This is a genomic window from Streptomyces eurythermus (genome assembly GCF_014649115.1).
Taxonomy (GTDB): Bacteria; Actinomycetota; Actinomycetes; order Streptomycetales; family Streptomycetaceae; genus Streptomyces; species Streptomyces eurythermus.
Window position 1 is genome coordinate 66,926 of record NZ_BMSK01000027.1, and the last position, 19,105, is coordinate 86,030.

Genomic DNA, 19,105 nt, shown 5'->3' on the forward strand with positions numbered 1-19,105 from the left:
CGCTTACTGGTTGCCGCAGGCCGACACGGCGGGCGTGTCGAGCCAGGGCAGGTCGTGCCCCATCCGGTCCCGCTTGGTGCGCAGGTAGCGGAGGTTGTGCTCACCGGCCTGGACGGGCATCGGCTCCCGGCCGGCGACCTCGACGCCGTGGCGCCTGAGGGCGTCGGTCTTGTCGGGGTTGTTGGTCATCAGCCGGACCTCGCGCACGCCGAGGTCGGCGAGGATCCGGGCGCCGGCGCCGTAGTCGCGGGCGTCGGCGGGCAGGCCGAGCTCCAGGTTGGCGTCCAGGGTGTCGTGGCCCTGCTCCTGGAGTTCGTAGGCGCGCAGCTTGGACAGCAGGCCGATGCCGCGTCCCTCGTGTCCGCGCAGGTAGACGACGACTCCGCGGCCCTCCTCCTGGATGCGGCCGAGCGCGGTGTCCAGCTGGGGCCCGCAGTCGCAGCGCAGGGAGCCGAAGACGTCGCCGGTGAGGCATTCGGAGTGGACCCGGACCAGGACGTCCCGGCCGTCGCCGAGGTCGCCGTGGACGAGGGCGACGTGCTCGACGCCGTCGACGGTGGACCGGTAGCCGTAGGCGGTGAAGGTGCCGTGCCGGGTGGGCAGCCGGGTGGCGGCCTCGCGGCGGACGGTGGGCTCGCTGCCGCGGCGGTAGGCGACCAGGTCCTCGATGGAGATGATCGTCAGGCCGTGCTTGCGGGCGAACGGGATCAGCTCGGGCAGGCGGAGCATCCGGCCGTCCTCGCCGGCGATCTCCACGATGGCGCCGGCCGGGCGCAGGCCCGCGAGCCGGGCGAGGTCGACGGCGGCCTCGGTGTGGCCGTTGCGGGCGAGGACGCCGCCGGCCCTGGCGCGCAGCGGGAAGACATGGCCGGGGCGGACGAAGTCGGTGTGCCCGGCCGTGCCGCTCGCGAGCAGCCGGAGCGTGGTGGCGCGGTCGGCGGCCGAGATGCCGGTGCTCACACCGTGCACGGCGGTGGCGTCCACGGAGACGGTGAACGCGGTCTTCATCGACTCGGTGTTGTCCTCGACCATCTGCGGCAGCCGCAGCCGGTCCAGTTCCTCGCTCTCCATGGGAGCGCAGATCAGTCCCCGGCACTCGCTCATCATGAAGGCGACGATCTCGGGGGTGATCTTCTCGGCGGCCATCACGAGGTCGCCCTCGTTCTCCCGGTTCTCGTCGTCGACGACGATGATCGGGCGCCCGGCGGCGATGTCGGCGATGGCCTGCTCGACCGGGTCGAGCGCGAAGTTGTCGAAATCGTGGGTGTCGTGGAGGACGGGTGCCGAGGTCATGCCGGCGCTCCTTCCAGTGTGGGCCTTGCCGCCTTGCGGGAGCGCAGCCACCAGTCGCGCATGCCCCACAGGACGAGTGCGCCGTAGATGACGTAGACGAAGCCGGAGAAGGCGTAGCCGTTGGCGAAGTTCAGGGGGACGCCGACCAGGTCGACGAGCAGCCAGGCGATCCAGAACTCGACCATGCCCTTGGCCTGGGCGTACATCGCGACGATGGTGCCGACGAAGATGTAGGCGTCGGGCCAGGGGTCCCAGGACAGGGACGGGTAGGCCTGGAACAGCAGGGCGACGGCGACCGTGCCGGCGCCGGCGGCGGCGGCCATGGCCGCCCGCTCGCGCCAGGAGGCGAACCGGGGGGTGATCTGGCCGTCGCCGGACCGGTTCCGGGTGCGCTGCCACTGCCACCAGCCGTACAGCGCGACGGCCATGACGACGACCTGCTTGCCGGCGCTGCCGGTCAGATGGCCGTAGAAGGCGGCGAACAGGACGAGGCCGGACAGGAACTGCACGGGCCAGGTCCACAGGGAACGGCGCCAGCCGAGGGCGAGGGTGATCAGGCCCAGGATGTTGCCGGTCATGTCCGACCAGATGATGTGCTGGCCGAAGAGGGTGAACGCCTCGGAGTTCAGCCAGTTCACCGGCCGGCCCCCTGCCCGGCCGCGAGCAGCCGCTCCACGTACTTGGCGATGACGTCCACTTCGAGGTTGACCGGGTCGCCGGGCTGCTTCACGCCGAGCGTGGTCAGGGCGAGGGTGGTCGGGATGAGGCTGACCGTGAAGTGGTCCAAGGCCGCCTCCACGACGGTCAGGCTGATGCCGTCGACCGTGATGGAGCCCTTCTCCACGACGTAGCGGGAGAGGTCGGCGGGGAGGGAGATCTTCACGATCTCCCAGTGCTCGGAGGGCGTGCGGGCCAGGATCTCGCCGGTGCCGTCGACGTGTCCCTGCACGATGTGCCCGCCGAGGCGGGCGCCGACGGCGGTGGGGCGCTCCAGGTTGACGCGGGAGCCGACGGTGAGCGCGCCCAGGCTGGAGCGCTTCAGGGTCTCGGCCATGACGTCGGCGGTGAACTCGTCACCCTCGTGCTCGACGACGGTGAGACAGACCCCGTTCACGGCGATGGAGTCGCCGTGCCGGGCGCCCTCGGTCACGACGGGGCCGCGCAGCCGGAAGCGGGAGGCGTCGCCGAGGTTCTCGACGGCGGTGACCTCACCCAGCTCTTCGACGATTCCGGTGAACACTTCCCGGGTCCTCCTGCCTCTTCGGGCACGGACTCCGGGGCTGTCGATGACGACAGAATCCACGGGTGAGCACACACCGAGAGGCGTCGCCGAACGGACGCGTCCACGCGGACGAGCCTCGATACGGCGGCGCGCACACGGATACACGCGTGCCCGCCCGCCGCGCACTGCCTCCCATCCGGACTTTAACCGTCGGTCCAGGAATTTCACCTGGTCAACCGGCCGCTGGAAGCGACCGGGTCGCGGACTGTAACCGCCGGTTCGGACTTTCACCGACCCCGGAGTGCGCTGCTTCTGGTACAGGCCCAGTGTGCCACGCCCGCCACGCGTCCATACGGGTGGGCCATGTGGCCTCGCTCACAGTGCGTACCGATGCTTTCGCGCCACGCGACCGCCGGGGACAACCGGTCGTCGGACCAAGCGGGCCGAGGTTGGTCCGGACCATTGACCCTACTGGTCTAGTCCTCTTAAGGTGCGGTCGGGCTCGGCGGCGGTGACGACGGCCCTTGCCCGCCGCCGGGCCGCCAAGCCGGGGCCGACCCGGACCCGACCCGGGCCGGCCCGCCGACCGGGACCGCTACCGCTCCGGCGGCCCGAACAGCTCGTCCTGCGCCCGTTCCCGCGCGGTGAGCAGCGCCCCGCGCAGCACGGCCGTCCCGCCGAGGCCGCTCGCCCGCACCTCCGTGGGCAGCGGTGACATCCGGCGCAGCCGCTCCCCCACCAGCCCGGCGAGCACCGCTCCCCCGGCCCGGCCGACCTCCCCGCCGAGCACCACGCAGCCGGGGTCCAGGACGGCCACCACCGAGGCCGCGCCGACGGCGATCCGGTCGGCCAGCGCGCGCAGGAAGCGCTCGTCGGCCGCGGACGCCCGTGCCACCGCCCCGCGCACCACGCGCGCCGCCTCCGGCTCGTCCGCCGCCCCGCGCGCCGCCGCCCGTACCGCGCCCGGCGCGTCGGCAGGCCCGTCCACCGGCGCATCCATCGGCCCGGCCACCGACCCGTCCGCCGACCCGTCCGCCGTCCCGGGCGCCGGCAGTCCGTACTCGGCGGCCAGCGACACGACGGCCGCCGCCCCGGTCAGCGAGTGGAAGCCGCCGCCGCAGTCGGTCGCCGAGGGCAGCGTGCTCGTGCCCGGAACCGGCAGGAAGCCGATCTCGCCGGTGCCGCCGGAGGCGCCGCGGCGCAGGGTGCCGTCCAGGACGACGGCGGCGCCGACGCCGTGCCCCAGCCAGAGCAGGACGAAGGTGTCCCGGTCGCGGGCGGCGCCCTCGCGCTGCTCGGCCAGCGCGGCCAGGTTCGTCTCGTTCTCGACGGTCACCCGGGCGCCGGGCAGCCGGTCCTGGAGGGCGGCGACCAGGCTGCGGTGCCAGGCGGGCAGCCCGGCGGAGTCCCTGAGGTCGCCGGTGGCCGGGTCGATCAGGCCCGGCGCCCCGATGCCGACCGTGTGCAGCCGGTCCGCGCCGCCTTCCTTCACGGCCCGCTCCACCGCGGCCACCGCCTGCTCCACGGCGGGCCCGGTCCCGGTGTCCCCGCCGATCGGCGCGGACGCCTCGGCGAGCACCCGCCCGAGCAGGTCGGAGACCAGGACGAGGACGCCTTCGGTGCGCACGTCGAGGGCGGCGAGGTGGGCGCGGCCGGCGACGATGCCGTAGAGCCGGGCGTTGGGGCCCCGGCGCTGTTCGCCGGACTCGCCGACCACCGTGATCAGGCCGGCGGCCGTGAGCCGGTCCACCAGGTCGGCGACGGTCGGCCGGGACAGGCCGGTCAGCTGCTTCAGCTGCCCCGCCGTCAGCGGGCCTTCCTGCTGCAACAGCCGCAGGGCCAGCCGGTCGTTGAGGGCCCGGGCGGTGCTGGGTGATGCGGGCATGTCGGGAATCCTCCCAGATCGCTGCGGACCGGACGGCCGTACGTCTCGCACGGCCGCCACCCTATCTATCAGGCAGGGTTCCTGATAATTTACGCGCCGAGCTGCCGCGAGGGTCGGCCGGGGAGGGACAGGAACATGGGTGACATGAGCCCCGCACGCGAGGAGGTCCGGCGCGCACGGTACGCCGTGGCGGCCGTGTTCGCCGTGCACGGCTCCGTGACCGGGTCGTTCGCCACGCGGGTGCCCTGGATCCGGGAGCACGCCGGGCTGAGCGCCGGCCAGCTGGGGTTCGCGCTGGCCTTCACCGCGTTCGGCGCGGCGTGCGCGATGCCGCTGGCGGGCCGGGTCACCCACCGGTTCGGCAGCCGGGCGGCCCTGCGCGGGCTGCTGGCGATGTGGACGCTGGCCCTGGTGCTGCCGTCCCTCGCGCCGAACCTGGTCACGCTGTGCCTGGCGCTGTTCGCCTACGGCGCCTCCTCGGGCATGGCCGACGTCGCGATGAACGCGCTCGGCGTGGAGGTCGAGCGGCTGCTCGGCAAGTCGGTGATGTCCGGGCTGCACGGCATGTGGAGCGCGGGGGCCCTGACCGGCTCGGCGGCCGGCACCCTGGCCGCGCACCTCGGGGCGGACGCGCGGGTGCACTTCGCGCTGGCCGCGGCCGTCCTCACCGTGCTCGGCTGCGCGGTCTGCGCCTGGGTGCTGGACGTCCAGCCCGCCGAGGACGAGGAGCCGCCGCCGCGGTTCACGCTGCCGCCGCGCTCCGCCCTGCTGATCGGCGCCGTCGGGTTCTGCGCGGTGTTCGCCGAGGGCGCCACCCTGGACTGGTCGGCGGTGTTCCTGAAGGACCGGCTGGACGGCTCGGCCGGCCTGGCGGCGTCCGCCACCACCGGCTCCATGCTGACCATGGCCGTGGCCCGGATCGCCGGGGACGCGGTGGTGAACCGCTTCGGCGCGGTCCGCACCGTGCGGGCCGGCGGGGTGCTGGCCGTGCTGGGCGGGCTGCTGATCGTGCTCGCGCGGCACCCGGCGGCGGCGATGACCGGGTTCGCGCTGATGGGGCTCGGCATCGCGGTGGTCGTCCCGCTGTGCTTCGCGGCCGCCGGACACGCCGGTCCCAACCCGAGCCAGGCCATCGCGGGTGTGGCGACCGTCACCTACACCTCCGGGCTGATCGCGCCGAGCCTGATCGGCGGGGTGGCCCAGGCGACCAGCCTGATGGTGTCGTTCTGTGTGGTGACGGCGCTGGCCTGCGGGCTCGTCCTGTTCGCGGGCGTCCTGCGCGCCGCCGAACGCGGGGAGGGCGCGAAGGCGGAACCGCACGGCGCGGCGGTGTCCGGCCCGCACTCCTAGGCGATCGGCTATGTGAACCGAGTTCACATAGCCGTCCGCGTGGGCGGAGAACCGCCGCTTACCCGCACAATGGTTCGGACCGTCCTCATGTACGTAAGAAAGCGAAACCCCACCATGGACCTCGGCGTGCGCTGGAAACTGCACGGTGACGGGCGCACGCCCGCTCCCGGAGCGGTGGTACGCCCCGACGAACGGCTGTCCTGGCCCCGCACCGTGGGCCTGGGCGCCCAGCACGTGGTCGCGATGTTCGGCGCCTCCTTCGTGGCCCCCGTGCTCATGGGCCTGGACCCGAACCTGGCGATCATGATGTCGGGCGTGGCGACCGTGATCTTCCTGCTCGCCACCCGCGGCCGGGTGCCGAGCTACCTCGGCTGCTCCCTGTCGTTCGTGGGCGTGGCCGCCGTCATCCGCGCCCAGGGCGGCACCAGCGCGACCGTGACCGGCGCGGTGCTCGTCGTCGGCGCGGTGCTGTTCCTGGTGGGCCTGGCCGTGCAGCGGTTCGGCGCGCGGATCATCCACGCCGCCATGCCGCCGATCGTGACCGGTGCCGTCGTCATGCTGATCGGCTTCAACCTGGCCCCGGTGACCGCGTCCACCTACTGGCCGCAGGACCAGTGGACCGCCCTGCTGGTGATGCTCTTCACCGGGCTGGCGGTCGTCTGCCTGCGCGGTTTCTGGTCGCGCATCGCCATCTTCCTGGGTCTGGTCTTCGGCTACGGCATCTCCTGGGCCTTCGACCGGATCTTCGGCAAGATCCACTCCGTGAGCCCGAGCGGCAAGGTCACCGACCACTGGCGCCTGGACCTGTCCGCGGTCTCGCACGCCAACTGGATCGGGCTGCCCCACCTGCACGGGCCGTCCTTCCAGTGGTCGGCCGTCCTGGTCGCCCTGCCCGTGGTCATCGCCCTGGTCGCGGAGAACGCGGGCCACGTCAAGGCGGTCGGCGAGATGACCGGCGACCCGCTGGACGACAAGCTCGGCACGGCGATCTCCGCCGACGGTGTCGCCTCGGTGCTCTCCACCGCCGTCGGCGGCCCGCCGAACACCACCTACTCCGAGAACATCGGCGTGATGGCCGCGACCCGCGTCTACTCCACCGCCGCCTACTGGGCCGCCGCCGGCTTCGCGCTGCTCTTCGGCGTGTGCCCGAAGTTCGGCGCGGTCGTGGCGGCCATCCCGGGCGGGGTGCTCGGCGGCATCACCGTCATCCTCTACGGCATGATCGGCCTGCTCGGCGCCCAGATCTGGACCAACGCCAAGGTGGACCTGCGCAACCCGCTGAACCTGGTCCCGGCCGCCGCGGGCATCATCATCGGCGTCGGCAACGTCTCCATGAAGTTCACCGACACCTTCTCGCTCAGCGGCATCGCCCTCGGCACCCTGGTCGTCATCACCGGCTACCACGCCCTGCGCGCGTTCGCCCCGGCCCACCTGAAGGCGCAGGAGCCGCTGCTGGACGAGGGCACGTCGACGTACGACACGGAGGCGGAGGCGGACGCGGAGACCGGCTCGCGGGAGCACACGCGGGCGCCGCACGCCAAGTCCTAGCCGGCGCTCCCGCGTTCCGCCGTTCCCCCGTTCCGGGGAAGCACCGGGCCGGTCGGCACGCCGGCCGGCACCGGGCTGGGACGCTTCCGCCATGGCTACCCCCCTGGCGCGGCCCACGGCACGCATCACCCCCGTCGACGCCGTCGTGGCACGGATGCGCGCGCTGGACGCGGCCCTGCCCGCGCGGGACGGCGTCGCCGTGTTCAACCGCGTCTACCTCACCGTGACCGAGGAGGTCGGCCGGCGGCTGACCTCGGGCGCGTTCCCGGATCCGCGGGCGGCGAGCACGCTGGACGTGCGGTTCGCGGAGCGCTATCTGGCGGCGGTCGACGCGGCCGACGAGGACCGCCGCCCGCCCGCCTGCTGGCGGCCGCTGTTCCAGCTCCGCCGCCACCCCGGGGTACGGCCGTTGCAGTTCGCCCTGTCCGGCGTCAACGCGCACATCGGGCACGACCTGGCCCTGGCCCTGGTCGACACCTGCCGGGCGCTCGGCTGCGAACCGGCCGATCTGGAGGACGAGTTCGACCGGGTGGGCGAGCTGCTCGTGGCGCTGGAGGAACGCGTCCGCGAGGACCTCATGCCGGGCCCGGACCTGCTCCAGCTCGCCGACCCGCTCACCCATCTGCTGGGCTCGTGGAGCCTGGAGCGGGCCCGGGACGCGGCCTGGGCGGCGGCCCGCGCCCTGTGGGCGCTGCGGCACTGCACCGGGATCGCCGAGGAGTTCACCGAGCGGCTGGACGCGGCGGTGGGGTTCGCGGGCCGGATGCTGCTGACCCCGCTGCCCGGCTGAGCGGGGCCGAGGGGTTGGCGAAGGCGCGGGGATTGGCGAAGGCGCGGGCGGCCGGAATCCCGGTCCGGCCGCCCGCGCCTCGGTCCGTCTCCCGGGTCAGTCCTCGGGAAGCTCCACCGGGGCGATCTCGTCGTAGACGTCACCCGGGCCCGGGTTCGACGGGTCGGTCGTGCCGCCGAAGTGGTGCATCACGCCCCACACCGCGTTCAGCGCGGTCTGCACGGCGCCCTCGGCCCAGCCGGCCGTCCAGGAGATGTCGTCGCCGGCGAGGAAGATGCCCCGCTTGTCCTCGGGCAGCCGGTCCTGCATGAAGTGGGTGAACAGGCGCCGCTGGTAGCGGTAGTGGCCGGGCAGGTTGGCCTTGAACGCGCCCATGAAGTAGGGCTCGTTCTCCCAGGAGACCGTCACCGGGTTGCCGATGATGTGCTTGCGGATGTCGACCTTCGGGTAGATCTCGCCGAGCGACTTCAGCATGACCTCCATCCGCTCGTTCGCGGACAGCGGCAGCCACTTCAGGCTGTCGTCGCACCAGGTGTACGACAGACAGATCACGGCGGGCCGGTCCGGGCCGTCGTCGAGCAGGTAGGTGCCGCGGGTCATGCGGTCGGTGAGCGTCATCGACATGACGTCCCGGCCGGTCTCCTCGTCCTTGTCCAGCCAGAACGGCCGGTCCACGGGGACGAACAGCTTCGAGGACTCCATGTAGTGGGTGCGCTCGATCGCGGTCCAGTGGTCGATCGGGAAGAGCGAGTCGTCACAGGCGATCTTGGACAGCAGCATCCAGGACTGGGCGGTGAAGATCGCCGCCTGGTAGGTGCGGATGTCGCCGTCCGCGTCCGTCACCGTGATCCGGTTGCCCGCGGTGCGGTGCAGCCGGGTCACCGCCGGCTTCGGCTCGCCGCCCGGGTGCAGGGACTTCAGCGAGGTGCCGTGCGGCCAGTGCACGATCTTCTCCGGCTCCCGCTCCCACAGGCGCAGCGGCAGCTGCTGGGAGCCGCCGACGATGCCGCGGTGGTGGTCGTCGGCCTCGGTGTAGACGACGCGCAGGATCTCCAGGATGGAGTTCGGGAAGTCGGTGTCCCAGCCGCCGGTGCCGAAGCCGACCTGGCCGAAGATCTCCCGGTGCCGGAAGGACTTGAACGCCTCGGAGTCGCACAGGAAGCCGTAGAAGGTCTGGTTGTCGAGCTTCTCGACCAGCTTCGCCCAGATCTCCCGGATGCGCGGCACGTCCCGCTCGCGCATCGCGCGGTTCATGTCGGAGAAGTCGGCGCCCTCCTCCAGGCACTTGTTCCAGGCCTCGGCGACGTCCCGGTACACCTGGGGCAGGTCGTCGATGGTGACGGCGTAGTGCGACTCGCCCTTGAGGTCGACCACGGTCGACGGGGTGGCCTCGGCCAGCGGGTTCGGGAAGGGCCTGGTCTCCAGGCCGACCAGGTCGATGTAGTGCTGGAGGGCGGTGGAGGAGGGCGGGAAGCGCATGGCGCCCATCTCGGCGGTCAGCGAGTCGTCGCAGCCGTCGAAGCCGACCGTGCGGAGCCGGCCGCCGATCTGGTCGGCCTCGTAGACGACGGGCTTGAGACCCATCTTCATCAGCTCGTAGGCGGCCACGATGCCGGACAGGCCGCCGCCGATGACCGCGACCTCGGTGCCGTGCTCGGTCGCCGGGACCTGGCCGAGGCCCGCCGGGTGGGCGAGGAAGTCGTCGTAGGCGTAGGGGAAGTCCGGGCCGAACATGGTGATCGGCGGCTGCTGCTCGTCGGTGTGCTCGACGGCGTTGGGCACCGTGGACGTCATGGGGGTACGGACTCCTTGCGTGGTGGAACAGGGTGAGGCTGCTGCGGCCGCTTGCGCGCGGCTCTCCTTCGCGGCTGGTCCGCGGCTCAGACCAGGGACCCGTACAGACCGGGGCGGCGGTCCGCCAGGTACGGGTTGTTCTCCCGGGAGGCGGCCAGGAAGGCGGGGTCGGCGTCGGCGAGCACCAGCTGCTCGGCGCGGCCGGCGCGGGTGCGGGCGACGCCGTCGGGGCCGGCGAGGACGGAGAGGCCGATGAACTCGAACTCCCCTTCCTGACCGACCCGGTTGACGTACGCGACGTACATCTGGTTCTCGAAGGCGCGTACCGGGATCATCGACTCGGCGACGAACTGGAAGGGGTGCATCTGCGCGGTCGGTACGACGAGGAGGTCGGTGCCGGCCAGGGCGTGGGCCCGGACGTTCTCCGGGAACTCGACGTCGTAGCAGATCAGCAGGCCCACGGTGAGCCCGTTCAGCTCGGCCTGGACGACCTGCCGCTCGCCCGGCGTGAAGTGGTCGCGCTCGAAGCAGCCGAAGAGGTGGGTCTTGCGGTAGTTGGCGAGCCGGGTGCCGTCGGCGGAGATCAGCTGGGCGGAGTTGAAGACGGTGTCGCCGTCGCGCTCCGGGTAGCCGTAGACGAGGGCCAGGCCGTGCCGGGTGGCGATCTCGGCGACCGCGTCGGCCGAGTCGCCGTCGGCGGGCTCGGCGAGGCGGGCGATGTCGTCGCCGATCGCGTACCCGGTGAGGAACATCTCCGGCGCGGCCAGCAGCCCGGCGCCCGCGGCGGCGGCGCGGCCCGCGGCCTCGTCGAGGACCTTCAGGTTCTCGGCGATCGAGCCGGGACGGCCGGAGCTCTGGAGCAGGGCGGTGCGCATGCGTGATCCTCACCGGAACGACAGGGTTGGGGGGTCAGGAAGACGGTACGGGCGGCGCGCTCGGCCGGACAAGAAGGAGCCGTTGCGCGCGCGTGCGTGGTTCGTTGCGCGGAATCGGGGCTGGGCGGCGATTCGTTGCGCGGGCCGGTGGGCTTCCCCGGAAAAGCAGTCGGGGCGCCTTGTCGTACGCCGGGTGCGGGCCGTGCGGGGTTGCTCGCGCAGTTCCCCGCGCCCCTTCAGGGGGCGCTGCCCGCAGCCGGCGACGACAAGGCGCCCCGGGCCGCCGTCCGCTCCTACCCCGGTGCCCCGGAGGAGAAGCGGCGCAGCAGTGGTGACAGGACCAGGACGGACTTGGTGCGTTCCACGAACGGCTCGCCCGCGATCCGCTCCAGGACCCGCTCGAAGTGCCGCATGTCGGAGGCGAAGACCTGGGCGATCGCGTCCGCGTCGCCGGTGACGGTCGACGCGGCCACGACCTCCTGGTACCGCTCCAGACCCCGCTGGATGGTCTCCGGAGAGGTGTTGCTCCGGCAGTAGATCTCGATGTACCCCTCGGTCTCCCAGCCGAGCGCCGCCGGGTCCACCCGGACGGTGAACCCGGTGATGGCTCCGGTGGCCCGCAGCCGGTCCACGCGCCGCTTCACCGCGGGCGCGGACAGGCCGATCAGCTGCCCGATGTCCGCGTAGGAGCGGCGGGCGTCCTCGGCGAGGGCGTGCACGATGCGTTCGTCGAGATCGTTCAGCACAGGGGGTCGTTCACTTCTTCGGTTCGGTCACTTCACTGCCGTCACCGCGAGGTCGTCGTCGGCCGCGAGACGGGAACGGCGATAGCCGTACAGGAAGTAGAACACGAGCCCGACGGCCATCCAGCATCCGAAGACGACCCAGGTCACGGTGTCGAGGCTGAACATGTTGTACGCGCAGAACAGGAAGCCCAGCACCGGCAGCAGCGGCCCGAACGGCACCTTGAACGTCCGCTCCAGGTTCGGCCGCTTGCGGCGCAGCACGATGACCGCGACGTTGACCAGGGCGAAGGCGAACAGGGTGCCGATGCTGGTGGCGTCGACGAGCTTGCCCAGCGGGATGAGGGCGGCGAGCGCACCGCAGAACAGGGAGACGATCACCGTGTTGAGGCGGGGGGCGCCGGACTTGCGGTGGACCTTGCCGAGCGCCTTGGGCACCAGGCCGTCGCGGGACATCGCGAAGAGGATGCGGGTCTGGCCGTAGAGCACGGTGAGCACCACGCTCGCGATGGAGATGACCGCGCCCAGCGCCAGCATCGTGCCCCAGAAGGTCTGGCCGCTGACATCGTTCATGATCGCGGCGAGGGAGGCCTCCGAGCCGTCGAACTTCTTCCAGTTCCAGGCGCCGACGGCGACACCGGCGACGAGCACGTACAGCGCGGTGACGATGATCAGCGACAGCATGATCGCCCGCGGCAGGTCCCGCTTGGGGTCCTTGGCCTCCTCACCGGCGGTGGAGGCGGCGTCGAAGCCGATGTACGAGAAGAACAGCGTGGCGCCGGCGGCGCTGACGCCGCTCATGCCGAGCGGCATGAAGTCGGCGTAGTTGCCGGACTTGAAGCCCATGATGCCGACCGCGCAGAACAGCACGAGGGCGACGATCTTCACGCACACCATGATCGTGTTGGCGCGGGCGGACTCGCGGGCGCCGCCGAGCAGGAACACCATCGCCAGCAGGACGACGACCAGCGCGGGCAGGTTGATGACACCGCCCTCGCCGGGGGCCGAGGACAGCACGCTCGGGATGGTGACGCCGATGGTGCCGTCCAGCAGCTCGTTCAGGTACTCGCCCCAGCCGACGGCGACGGCGGCCACCGAGACGCCGTACTCCAGGATCAGGCACCAGCCGCAGACCCAGGCGACCAGCTCGCCCATCGTTGCGTATGCGTACGAGTAGGAGGAGCCGGCGACCGGGATGCTGCCCGCCAGCTCGGCGTAGGACAGGGCCGAGAACAGCGCGGTGAGGCCGGCGATCACGAAGGACAGGGTGACCGCGGGGCCGGCCTCGGGGACGGCGTCGCCGAGGACGACGAAGATGCCGGTGCCGAGGGTGGCACCGATGCTGATCATGGTCAGCTGCCACAGCCCGAGGGAGCGCCGAAGCTGTCCTCCCTCGCCGTGGCCGCCCTCCGCGACCAGGCGTTCCACCGGCTTGCGACGCATCAGGCGCGCGGCGACGCCCGGGGACGCGGGGGCGGCCGGTATCTGGTTCTGCGGGGGTGCGCCTTGGTCGAGCACGCGCTGGCTCCTTATCGCTGCCGGTGTGGTGCGGACGCGGACCGGCGGATGAGCCGGCCCTCGTGGACGGGGACCGGTGGGCCTGCGAGGGCAGGAACCCACCGAGCGGGGTCCCCGCCACGCACGTACTAGCGCAGCACCCTATGAGGCGGGCCTTCACGGGCGTAATGCAGCAACCTTGCGCATCCCCGCAGAATCATTGCGTTCATCCGCCCCGAATGACAAATCGTTGCGCGCGCGGTTTCGACCGTTGCGCAACGCCCTGAGGCGCACCTTTTCCGAGGTCGGCGGATACGGCGACGGCCCCCGCCGTTCCCGGGTGGGGAACGGCGGGGGCCGTCGTGCGGATCGCGGCAGGCCGCGGGTCAGCTCCAGCTGGCGTGCAGCGGCTTGCCCTCGGCGTAGCCGGCCGCGCTCTGGATGCCGACGATCGCCTTCTCGGCGAACTCCTCCAGCGAGCCGGCGCCCGCGTAGGTGCAGGAGGAGCGGACGCCCGCGATGATCGAGTCGATCAGGTCCTCGACGCCCGGGCGGGCCGGGTCGAGGAACATCCGGGAGGTGGAGATGCCCTCCTCGAACAGCGCCTTGCGGGCGCGGTCGTAGGCCGACTCCTCCGAGGTGCGGTTGCGCACGGCACGCGCGGAGGCCATGCCGAAGGACTCCTTGTAGGCACGGCCCTGGGCGTCGTGCTGGAGGTCGCCCGGGGACTCGTAGGTGCCGGCGAACCAGGAGCCGATCATCACGTTGGACGCGCCGGCCGCGAGGGCCATGGCGACGTCGCGCGGGTGGCGGACACCGCCGTCGGCCCACACGTGCTTGCCGTACTTCTTCGCCTCGGCGGCGCACTCCAGGACGGCCGAGAACTGCGGGCGGCCCACGCCGGTCATCATGCGGGTGGTGCACATGGCGCCCGGGCCGACACCGACCTTGATGATGTCGGCGCCCGCGTCGATGAGATCCTTCACACCCTCGGCGGAGACGATGTTGCCGGCGACGATCGGGACCTTCGGGTCGAGGGCGCGCACCACCTGGACGGCGCTGATCATCGACTCCTGGTGGCCGTGCGCGGTGTCGATGACGAGCGTGTCCACGCCCGCGTCGAGCAGCTGCTTGGCCTTGCCCGCCACGTCGCCGTTGATGCCGACCGCGGCGGCGATCCGCAGCTTGCCGTCGGCGTCCACGGCCGGGGTGTACAGCGTGGCGCGCAGGGCGCCCTTGCGGGTGAGGATGCCGGCGAGCCTGCCGTCCTTGTCGACGGCCGGGGCGTAGCGGCGGTTGTGGTGGTCGAGGGTGTTGAAGGCCTCGCGCGGGTCGATGTCGGCGTCCAGCAGGAGCAGATCCTTGGACATGACGACTTCGAGCTGGGTGAAGCGGTCGACGCCGGACAGGTCGGCGTCGGTGACGACACCGACGGGCCGGCGGTTCTCGTCCACGACCACGCCGGCGTTGTGCGCCCGCTTGGGCAGCAGCGCCAGGGCGTCGGCGACGGTCTGGTGCGGGGCCAGCACGATCGGGGTGTCCAGCACCAGGTGCCGGCTCTTCACCCAGGAGATCACATCGGTGACGACGTCGATCGGGATGTCCTGCGGGATGACCACGAGCCCGCCGCGGCGGGCCACCGTCTCGGCCATGCGGCGGCCGGCGATGGCGGTCATGTTCGCGACGACGAGCGGGATGGTGGTGCCCGTCCCGTCCGGCGAGGCGAGGTCCACGCCCTGACGCGAGCCCACCGCGGAGCGGCGCGGCACCATGAACACGTCGTCGTACGTCAGGTCGTACGCGGGCTGGATGTCATTGAGGAAACGCACGTGCTGCACATCCCAGTCGATCAGAGGTGACCCCCTGACAGGTGTGCCAGGGGGAAAGAGCACGTACTTCATTCTCCCATGGCGGGCCGTCTGTCATGCCCTGACAGAACATCCAGGGTCGCCACCGGGCGGCTAGGAGGTTCCTCCAAGGGCGAGGGCGACGGTGAGGGCGGTGGTGCGGTCCGCGGCCTCGGTGAGGACCTCCTCGGCCGTCCGCCACTCCTCGGGCCGGGCCTCGGCGTACGGCCGCCAGCCCCGTACGACGATCAGCAGCCCCCGTTCGACGGCGCCCTCGGGCCAGACCGTGTGATCGGACAGGGAGTCGGCCAGCGCGTCCCAGTTGCGGCCGAACCAGTCGGGCAGCGCCAGGGACCGGGCGGCACGGTCCATCAGGCCCGCCTTGTCCGTGACGCCGTCGAGGTCGAGCACGGCCACGAGCGGGCCGGCCGGGTCTTCGCTCATCTCAGTACCGCCCGGAACGAGTCGTAGTGGTCATCGGTGTAGTAGATCTCCCCGCCCTGCCCGGTGACCAGGCGCCGGGCGCCCCGGTCATGGGAGCCGGGGGTCTTGACGGTGTACTCGTGGTAGTAGCCGCGCCGGTGCCTGGGCAGGTGCTGCTCGAAGTTCCCGAAGACGGCCCCGTCCTGGGCGTAGGGGAAGGGCCCGCCCCGGTCGATCAGGGCCAGTGTGGCGCGGGCCTCGGCGGGCAGCCGGGAGGCGGGGACCGTGGCCATGCCGTGCGCCCAGGCCGGGGTGGAGGCGCCCGGGGAGGCCGGCGGGGAGGCGCCGGAACATCCGGTCAGGAGAACGGCGAGACAGATCAGCAGCCCGGCGAGGGCGCGGGGGACGAACCGTGGCGGCATGCGTCGATGCTGCCACGGCCGTCCCGTCCGGGCCCGCCGGGGAGGCGCCGTCAGACTCCGTCGGGGTCCTGGCGGCTGAGCGCCGGCTTGGGCGCCTGGCCCGCCGTCAGCAGGTGGTCGGCGGCCGAGGTGTCGGTCACCAGGCTGGTGACCAGCCCGGAGCGCAGCACCGCGTCGATCGCGGCGGCCTTGCGCTGCCCGCCCGCGATCGCCACCACCTCCGGGATACGGCGCAGCTGGTCGGTCTTGACCGTGATGCACCGCTCCCCCAGGTCCCGGCCGATCCGGCGCCCCTCGGCGTCGAAGAGGTGCGCCGACATCTCGGCGGCGACACCGAGCGAGGCGTAGTGCGCGCGCTCCTCGTCGCTGAGCATGTCGTGCACGGTCGAGATGCCCGGCTCCCAGGAGCCGATGGAGACACAGGCGACCGTGACCTTGTCGAAGTACTCGAAGGCCCGGGCGATCCCGGTCTGGCTGCGCAGCGCCGCCGCGGTGGCCGCGTCCGGCAGCAGCATCGGCGCGTAGATGGGGTGCGCGTCGCCGCCCGAGACCTGGGCGGCCCGGCGGACGGCCTCCACCGAGCCGCGCTCGGCGGTCCCGGCGTCGTACACGCCCGTCAGCTGCACCACCGTGCACGGCGGCAGCCGGTCGAGCGCCGCCGCCATGTGGATCGTGGACCGGCCCCAGGCCAGCCCGAGCACGTCACCCTCGTTGACGAGTTCGCCGAGCAGGTCGGCGGCGACCTCACCGAGGTTCTCGGGGTCCGGGGTCTCCTCCGCCTCGGCCGGGGACTCGACCACGACGGCGTGCCGCAGCCCGTAGCGGGCGCGGAGCGCGTCGGAACGCTCGGCGTCCAGCTCGGCCGGCACACGGATCTCGATACGTACGAGGTCCCGTTCGAGGGCGGTCTCCAGGACCCGGGCCACCTTGAAGCGGCTGACGCCGAACTCCTCCGCGATCTGGATCTTGGACTTGCCCTCGAGGTAGAAGCGGCGGGCCATGGCCGCCGCCTGCACCAGCTCAGCGGGTCCCATCCGCATGGCTGACCGGCCCGCCGACATACCCGACACGGCGATCTCCTCACTGCTGTTCACACTCTGGATTCGCCGTTCATCCTCGCAGATTCGGGGCGACTGATCCGCCCTGATGGGCGGCCTTCATTCAACCGTTCACTTCGCCGTGGCTCAGTGGTCGCATGCCCAGGACGCCTTGGCGGTGGCCGACTCCGCCTGGGCGCGCAGCGCGCGCACCGCCTCGGCCGGGTCCTCGGCCCCGTACACGGCCGAGCCGGCGACGAACACGTCCGCCCCCGCGTCCGCGCACCGCTCGATGGTGGCGGCCGACACACCGCCGTCGACCTGGAGCCACAGCTGCAGACCGTGCTTCTTGATCAGCTCCCGGGTGCGGCGGATCTTCGGCAGCATGATGTCGAGGAACGCCTGGCCGCCGAAGCCCGGCTCGACCGTCATGATCAGCAGCATGTCGAGTTCCGGCAGCAGGTCCTCGAACGGCTCGATGGGCGTCGCGGGCTTCAGCGCCATGGACGCACGGGCGCCCTTCGCGCGGATCTCCCGGGCGAGCCGCACCGGGGCGGCCGCCGCCTCCACGTGGAAGGTGACCGACGACGCCCCCGCCTCGACGTACTGAGGGGCCCACCGGTCGGGGTCCTCGATCATCAGGTGGCAGTCCAGCGGGGTGTCCGTCGCCCGGGCCAGGGACTCCACCACCGGCACGCCGAGGGTGAGGTTCGGGACGAAGTGGTTGTCCATGACGTCGACATGGAGCCAGTCGGCGCCGCGGACCGCCTCGGCCTCGTCCGCGAGGCGGGCGAAGTCGGCGGACAGGATGCTGGGATTGATCTGCACGGACATGGGCCCAAGCCTATGCCCTGTGGGGGACGCCTGTTCGGGCCCGGGGCGGCCGGCGCTACGCGGTCCTGCGGATCAGGGCCAGGTACATCGCGTCCGTGCCGTGCAGATGGGGCCACAGCTGGATGTCCGGGCCCTCGCCCAGGCCGGGGAGGCCGGGGAGCAGGGGGCGGGCGTCGATCAGGTCGGTGCCGGGGTGCTGTTTGAGGACGTCGGCGACCACCGCCCGGGTCTCGGCCAAGTGCGGGGAGCAGGTGGCGTAGCCGACGACCCCGCCGACGCGTACGGAGTCCAGGGCGGTGCGCAGCAGGGCGCGCTGGAGCGGGGCGAAGGTGTCCAGGTCCTCGGGGCGGCGGCGCCAGCGGGCCTCGGGGCGGCGGCGCAGGGCGCCGAGGCCGCTGCACGGGACGTCCACGAGCACCCGGTCGAAGCTGCCGGGCCGCCACGGCGGACGGGTGCCGTCGGCAGCGATGACCTGGTACGGGCCCGGGTTGCCGTGCAGCGCCTTGGCTACCAGGCCGGCCCGGTGCGGCTGCTTCTCGGAGGCGAGCAGTACGGCGCCGCGCTCGGCGGCGAGGGCGCCGAGCAGCGCGGCCTTGCCGCCGGGTCCGGCGCAGCCGTCGAGCCACTTCGTGTCGGGCCCGTCGAGCGGGGCGTTCGCGAGCGCGAGGGCGACCAGCTGGCTGCCCTCGTCCTGCACGCCGGCCCGGCCCTCGCGCACGGCCTCGACCGCGCCCGGCTCGCCGCCCTCCGCGAGCCGTACGGCGTACGGCGACCAGCGGCCCGGTACGGCGGCGTCCTCGCGCAGCAGTTCCTCGGTGGTGGCCCGTCCGGGCCGGGCGACCAGGGTCACCTCGGGCCGTTCGTTGTCGGCGGCCAGCAGCTCCTCGATGCCCGTCCGGCCGCCGCCGAGGGAGTCCCAGAGCGCGGAGACGACCCAGCGCGGGTGCGAGTGCACCACGGCCAGGTGGTCCTCGGGGTCCTCGTCATAAGGCGGCGCGACCTTCTCGGTCCAGCCCGCCAGGTCGTCCTGCGCGACCTTGCGCAGCACGGCGTTGACGAACTTGGCCCGGCCGTCGCCGAGCACCACCCGGGCCAGCTCCACGGAGGCGGAGACGGCGGCGTGGGTCGGGATCCGGGTGCCGAGCAGCTGGTGCACGCCGAGGCTGAGCACGTCCAGCACCGGCGGGTCGACCTCGCGCAGCGGCCGGTCGACACAGGCGGCGATGACGGCGTCGTAGGTGCCCTGCCGGCGCAGCGTGCCGTACACCAGCTCGGTGGCGAGCGCGGCGTCCCGGGCGTCGAAGTCGCCCTTGTCGCGGGCCTTGCGCAGCAGCGGGGGCAGCACGAGGTTGGCGTAGGCGTCCCGCTCGTCCACCGCGCGCAGCGCCTCGAAGGCCAGGATGCGGACGGGGTCCTTCTGGGGACGGCGGTAGGGCTTGGCGGGCCTGCGGGGCCGCCGGGAGGACTCGCTCACGAAAAAGGTGCTCCGGAGGTAGAAGGGGATGCCTCTCCAGCCTACGTCGGGGCATCTCCGCCACCGCCGTC

Annotated in this window: 17 protein-coding genes and 1 riboswitch; of the genes, 3 read left to right on the forward strand and 14 right to left on the reverse strand. The window is 72.5% G+C overall.

Going from position 1 to position 19,105, the window contains the following annotated elements; all coding sequences use genetic code 11:
- Positions 1-3: 3 nt before the first annotated feature.
- From IE251_RS35885 to IE251_RS35900, 4 genes are all read right to left on the reverse strand, one after another.
- Positions 4-1,293 carry a bifunctional 3,4-dihydroxy-2-butanone-4-phosphate synthase/GTP cyclohydrolase II gene (locus IE251_RS35885; protein ID WP_189757129.1) on the reverse strand — a complete coding sequence of 430 codons (1,290 nt, stop codon included), beginning with the start codon at positions 1,291-1,293 and terminating at the stop codon, positions 4-6.
- Positions 1,290-1,931 carry a nicotinamide mononucleotide transporter family protein gene (locus IE251_RS35890; protein ID WP_189757130.1) on the reverse strand — a complete coding sequence of 214 codons (642 nt, stop codon included), beginning with the start codon at positions 1,929-1,931 and terminating at the stop codon, positions 1,290-1,292. The genes IE251_RS35885 and IE251_RS35890 overlap by 4 nt, the downstream gene beginning before the upstream one ends.
- Positions 1,928-2,533 carry a riboflavin synthase gene (locus IE251_RS35895; RefSeq protein ID WP_189757131.1) on the reverse strand — a complete coding sequence of 202 codons (606 nt, stop codon included), beginning with the start codon at positions 2,531-2,533 and terminating at the stop codon, positions 1,928-1,930. Before IE251_RS35895 ends, IE251_RS35890 begins: the two co-directional genes overlap by 4 nt.
- Before the next feature lie 160 nt (positions 2,534-2,693).
- Positions 2,694-2,824: riboswitch (FMN riboswitch) on the reverse strand.
- Positions 2,825-3,110: 286 nt separating this feature from the next.
- Positions 3,111-4,400, reverse strand: a complete 1,290-nt coding sequence (locus tag IE251_RS35900; protein ID WP_189757132.1) for an ROK family transcriptional regulator — start codon at positions 4,398-4,400, stop codon at positions 3,111-3,113.
- A gap of 144 nt (positions 4,401-4,544) precedes the next feature.
- Between IE251_RS35900 and IE251_RS35905 the strand changes: the two genes are divergently transcribed.
- The 3 genes from IE251_RS35905 (at position 4,545) to IE251_RS35915 (ending at position 8,088) form a co-directional block, all read left to right on the forward strand.
- Positions 4,545-5,750: an MFS transporter gene (locus IE251_RS35905; protein ID WP_373302094.1), complete on the forward strand. Its 1,206-nt coding sequence runs from the start codon at positions 4,545-4,547 to the stop codon at positions 5,748-5,750.
- A gap of 114 nt (positions 5,751-5,864) precedes the next feature.
- Complete coding sequence (locus tag IE251_RS35910; protein ID WP_189757134.1) at positions 5,865-7,298, forward strand: uracil-xanthine permease family protein; 1,434 nt, start codon at positions 5,865-5,867, stop codon at positions 7,296-7,298.
- 91 nt (positions 7,299-7,389) lie between these two features.
- Positions 7,390-8,088: a DUF5995 family protein gene (locus IE251_RS35915; RefSeq protein WP_189757135.1), complete on the forward strand. Its 699-nt coding sequence runs from the start codon at positions 7,390-7,392 to the stop codon at positions 8,086-8,088.
- 96 nt (positions 8,089-8,184) lie between these two features.
- Here IE251_RS35915 and IE251_RS35920 read toward each other — a convergent pair whose 3' ends face one another.
- The 10 genes from IE251_RS35920 to IE251_RS35965 form a co-directional block, all read right to left on the reverse strand.
- A complete protein-coding gene (locus IE251_RS35920) occupies positions 8,185-9,882 on the reverse strand; it encodes a flavin monoamine oxidase family protein (RefSeq protein WP_189757136.1) in 1,698 nt (565 codons plus the stop codon).
- Positions 9,883-9,968: 86 nt separating this feature from the next.
- Complete coding sequence (locus tag IE251_RS35925; protein ID WP_189757137.1) at positions 9,969-10,757, reverse strand: carbon-nitrogen hydrolase family protein; 789 nt, start codon at positions 10,755-10,757, stop codon at positions 9,969-9,971.
- A 293-nt stretch (positions 10,758-11,050) separates the two neighbouring features.
- Entirely contained in the window at positions 11,051-11,503 is a 453-nt protein-coding gene (locus IE251_RS35930) for an Lrp/AsnC family transcriptional regulator (protein WP_030620185.1), read from the reverse strand.
- Between the two features lie 27 nt (positions 11,504-11,530).
- Complete coding sequence (locus IE251_RS35935) at positions 11,531-13,018, reverse strand: amino acid permease (protein ID WP_189757138.1); 1,488 nt, start codon at positions 13,016-13,018, stop codon at positions 11,531-11,533.
- A gap of 365 nt (positions 13,019-13,383) precedes the next feature.
- Positions 13,384-14,826, reverse strand: a complete 1,443-nt coding sequence (locus IE251_RS35940) for a GuaB1 family IMP dehydrogenase-related protein (RefSeq protein WP_189757139.1) — start codon at positions 14,824-14,826, stop codon at positions 13,384-13,386.
- 132 nt (positions 14,827-14,958) lie between these two features.
- Positions 14,959-15,288 carry a barstar family protein gene (locus tag IE251_RS35945; RefSeq protein ID WP_189757140.1) on the reverse strand — a complete coding sequence of 110 codons (330 nt, stop codon included), beginning with the start codon at positions 15,286-15,288 and terminating at the stop codon, positions 14,959-14,961.
- On the reverse strand, positions 15,285-15,689 hold the full coding sequence (locus IE251_RS35950) for a guanyl-specific ribonuclease (RefSeq protein WP_189757141.1): 405 nt from the start codon (positions 15,687-15,689) through the stop codon (positions 15,285-15,287). The genes IE251_RS35945 and IE251_RS35950 overlap by 4 nt, the downstream gene beginning before the upstream one ends.
- A 50-nt stretch (positions 15,690-15,739) precedes the next feature.
- On the reverse strand, positions 15,740-16,783 hold the full coding sequence (locus IE251_RS35955; RefSeq protein WP_189757142.1) for a sugar-binding transcriptional regulator: 1,044 nt from the start codon (positions 16,781-16,783) through the stop codon (positions 15,740-15,742).
- 90 nt (positions 16,784-16,873) lie between these two features.
- Positions 16,874-17,560 (reverse strand): ribulose-phosphate 3-epimerase, encoded by a 687-nt coding sequence (gene rpe / locus IE251_RS35960; RefSeq protein WP_189757143.1) that lies wholly within the window; start codon positions 17,558-17,560, stop codon positions 16,874-16,876.
- A 55-nt stretch (positions 17,561-17,615) separates the two neighbouring features.
- Positions 17,616-19,034, reverse strand: a complete 1,419-nt coding sequence (locus IE251_RS35965) for an RsmB/NOP family class I SAM-dependent RNA methyltransferase (RefSeq protein ID WP_189757144.1) — start codon at positions 19,032-19,034, stop codon at positions 17,616-17,618.
- Between the last annotated feature and the right edge of the window lie 71 nt (positions 19,035-19,105).